6 protein-coding genes are annotated in these 3,249 nt (G+C 58.1%); all 6 read left to right on the forward strand.

The genetic code is table 11. The annotated features are described in order from the left end of the window. Positions 1-586: ABC transporter substrate-binding protein (locus ACXJ5O_RS22540; RefSeq protein ID WP_457301846.1), on the forward strand; the 586-nt coding region annotated here is incomplete at its 5' end. Positions 587-646: 60 nt separating this feature from the next. Next, entirely contained in the window at positions 647-919 is a 273-nt protein-coding gene (locus ACXJ5O_RS22545) for a BrnT family toxin (protein ID WP_457301847.1), read from the forward strand. After that, complete coding sequence (locus tag ACXJ5O_RS22550) at positions 879-1,136, forward strand: BrnA antitoxin family protein (RefSeq protein ID WP_457301848.1); 258 nt, start codon at positions 879-881, stop codon at positions 1,134-1,136. The genes ACXJ5O_RS22545 and ACXJ5O_RS22550 overlap by 41 nt, the downstream gene beginning before the upstream one ends. Before the next feature lie 61 nt (positions 1,137-1,197). Beyond that, positions 1,198-2,178: an ABC transporter permease gene (locus ACXJ5O_RS22555; protein WP_457301849.1), complete on the forward strand. Its 981-nt coding sequence runs from the start codon at positions 1,198-1,200 to the stop codon at positions 2,176-2,178. A gap of 11 nt (positions 2,179-2,189) precedes the next feature. Next, complete coding sequence (locus tag ACXJ5O_RS22560) at positions 2,190-2,990, forward strand: ABC transporter permease (RefSeq protein ID WP_457301850.1); 801 nt, start codon at positions 2,190-2,192, stop codon at positions 2,988-2,990. Next, on the forward strand, positions 2,987-3,249 hold a 263-nt coding region (locus ACXJ5O_RS22565; RefSeq protein WP_457301851.1), incomplete at its 3' end, for an ATP-binding cassette domain-containing protein. The genes ACXJ5O_RS22560 and ACXJ5O_RS22565, both read left to right, overlap by 4 nt.

The following is a 3,249-nucleotide window of genomic DNA, read 5'->3' on the forward strand; positions in this document are numbered from 1 at the left end:
ATCCGATATGACGAAGTACACTTTCGACCCTGCGAAGGCCGAGGCCTTGCTGGATGAGGCTGGCTACAAACGCGGTGCGGACGGAAACCGCTTCAAGTTGAAGCTGTTGCCGGCTCCTTTCTTCAATGAAACCAAGCAGTTTGGCGATTATCTTCGCCAGGCTCTGGCCAAGATCGGCATCGATGCGCAGATCGTCAGCAACGATACGCCTGCGCATCTGAAGGCGGTCTATACCGACCATGATTTCGACATTACCGTCGCGACACCGGTCTATCGGTCCGATCCGGCGATCTCGACGACGATCCTGCTCGAAAGCGGCCTGCCAGCGGGCGTGCCGTTCTCCAACCAGTATGGTTATGCAAACGCAGAGGTCGACAAGCTGATCGAGGATGCCGCCTCCGAGATCGATGCCGATAAGCGCGCCGGGCTTTATAAGGAGCTGCAGAAGAAGGTCGCCGATGACCTGCCGCTGATCAATGTCGCCGAGTTCTCCTTCATTACAGTTGCACGTGATAGCGTGCAGAACGTTTCGAATAACCCGCGCTGGGCGGTATCGAATTGGTCGGATGTTTGGTTGAAGGGGTAATGCAAATACAGTTGACGACGTATTTTAATTCTATATATTTTGTGGGGATACATTTAATCGGTGAAGATCACATTTGACCCGGTGAAACGGGACATCACTTTTCAGGAGCGCGGGCTTGATTTCGGTAAAGCGGACATCGTTTTCGCTGGTCGGACATACGACAAGGAAGATGACCGTTTCGATTATGGAGAGATACGTGTGATCACTGTGGGTTATCTGCATGATCGCATGGTTGTTATTGTATGGACGGAGCGAGATGGTGCCCGGCATATCATTTCGATGAGGAAAGCCAATGAGCGTGAAAGAAACAGATACAAAACCAACCTGGGTTGATCCTGACGACGCGCCCGAGCTTGGCACTGAATGGTTCCAAAACGCCGATCAGAACGAGAATGGAGTGCCGATTCGTCGGGGAAGGCCGAAGTTGGAACGTCCCAAGCGACAATTGAATCTGCGTATCGATGCCGATGTTGTCGACAGGTTTAAGTCTGGAGGACCCGGTTGGCAGTCGCGCATCAATGAGGCATTGAGGAAGGCCGCCGGACTATAGGCGGTTGTTTGAATAGCGACGTATATTCCCGACATTGTTGGCTATCTAGCCGGAGTTTTCCTTGCCGCCTCTCGTTTCCTTTTTCCTGAGACGTCTCGTAACGGCGCTTCCGGTTCTGTTCGTGGTGCTGCTCGGCAGCTTCCTGCTGCTTGAGGCTGCTTCCGGCGATGCGGTCGATTCCTATGTGGCGCGATCCGGCAGCATGGATGCGGAACAGATTGCACAACTGCGCCAGGAATGGGGCCTAGACCAAGGGCCAGCTTACCGCTTCAAGGCCTACGCATCGGCGCTCGCCCGAGGCGATCTTGGCTGGTCCACCGCCTTCGAGCGGCCAGTTGCCTCGGTCATTTTGGAGCGACTGCCGATTACGTTGTTGCTCATGGGCGTGGCAACAGCGCTGGCCTTTTTCCTCGGGTCGCTCTTGGGAGTCGTTGCCGGAGCAGATCCTGGATCGTTTCGCGACCGCTTTTTGTCCACCAGCTCGCTCGCGCTCTATGCGGTTCCGGGCTTCTGGCTAGGTCTGGTGCTCATTGTGATCTTCGCCGTCGATCTGCGCTGGCTGCCGATCGGCGGCATTGAATCAGTCGCATCCGGTAAGACAGGACTAGCGCGCGTGGCCGATATCGGCGCGCATCTGATCTTGCCGGTTGCCTCGCTCGCCGTGGTCTATCTCGCGCTTTACCTGCGCTTGATGCGCGACCGGATGAGCGAAATCTGGCGCGATCCCTTCGTCAACGCATTGAAAGCACGTGGGTTGAGCCGGGGGCGGATCGTTTGGCGGCATGTGGCGCGCAACGCAGTCTTGCCGGTCGTTACCATGCTTGGCTTGCAGGCGGCGGCGATGCTAGGCGGCAGCGTCGTGGTGGAGAGTGTGTTTGCTATTCCGGGATTCGGCCGATTGGCGGCAGAAGCAGTGGCGCGCCGCGATACACCCTTGTTGCTGGGTGTCATCCTGTGTAGCGCCATCACGGTGATCATTGTCAATCTCCTCGTCGATCTCGCCTATGGCAAGCTTGATCCGCGCGTAAGGGTTGGGCGATGAGAGTTTGGCGGATGCTGAACTGGGAAGGACGCGCAGGCGCAGTTGTGCTCGCGGCCCTTGTCCTAATGGCACTGCTGGCGCCATGGATCGCGCCCGGCGATCCGCTGGCCATCACCGGCGAGCCGATGTTGCGCCCCTTCGCATCCGGTGCACACACACTTGGCACCGATCGTCTTGGCCGTGACGTGTTTGCCGGGCTATTGCATGGCACGCGCACGACACTGCTTGTCGCCTGCTTCTCTGCGGCTGTCGCATTGGTCGTTGGCAGCATCGTTGGCACGCTGGCCGGATATTTGGGTGGTCTTGCCGATACGGTGCTGATGCGCATGACGGAGGCATTCCAGACGGTACCTAGCTTTCTTTTGGCCCTCGCGACAATCAGTGTCACTGGCCCGAGCGTTCCGACGCTGATCTTCGCCATCAGCCTTGGAACGTGGACGCAAGCGGCCCGGGTAACACGGGCCGAGGTGCTGTCATTGCGCGCGCGCGATTTTGTTGCCGCCGCGCGCGCACTCGGCATGCGCCCGCTCGAAATCGCCTTTCGCGAAGTGCTTCCCAACGCCTTCGGACCAACGGCATCGCTTGCGGCCATTTCCGTCGCCGCCGCGATCCTCATCGAAGCTGCACTGTCGTTCCTCGGTTTCGGCGACCCGAACCGGGTGACGTGGGGCAGCATGATCGCCGAGGGCCGCACAGTCTTGCGGGCGGCGCCATATCTTTCAATCGTTCCGGGTATCGCTCTGGTGGTCACTGTTCTGGGCGTACATTTGCTTGGGCGAGGGCTGTCACGGACCGAAAGATTGCAGCCATGACAGAGACTTACCTGCATGTCCGGAATCTTTGTGTAAGCTATGGCGATACCGCCGCCTTGCAGGATGTGTCTCTCGATCTTGCCAAGGGGGGTAGGCTAGCTGTCATTGGCGAGAGCGGCTCGGGAAAGTCCACGCTGGCCATGGCCATCGCCGGCCTCTTGCCCAAATCGGCGAGAACAGAGGGGGCAATAGAATTTCCGGAGTTCTCGCATTTGCCAAAACCCGGCAAGGACATTGGCGTGCTGTTTCAAGACCCGAG

It is taken from the genome of Phyllobacterium sp. P5_D12, assembly GCF_054049495.1.

Excerpts from the sequence above, each read along its gene's own strand:
- ACXJ5O_RS22550 (WP_457301848.1), top strand. The coding sequence starts at position 879 with ATGAGCGTGAAAGAAACAGATACAAAACCAACCTGGGTTGATCCTGAC.
- ACXJ5O_RS22560 (WP_457301850.1), top strand. The coding sequence starts at position 2,190 with ATGCTGAACTGGGAAGGACGCGCAGGCGCAGTTGTGCTCGCGGCCCTT.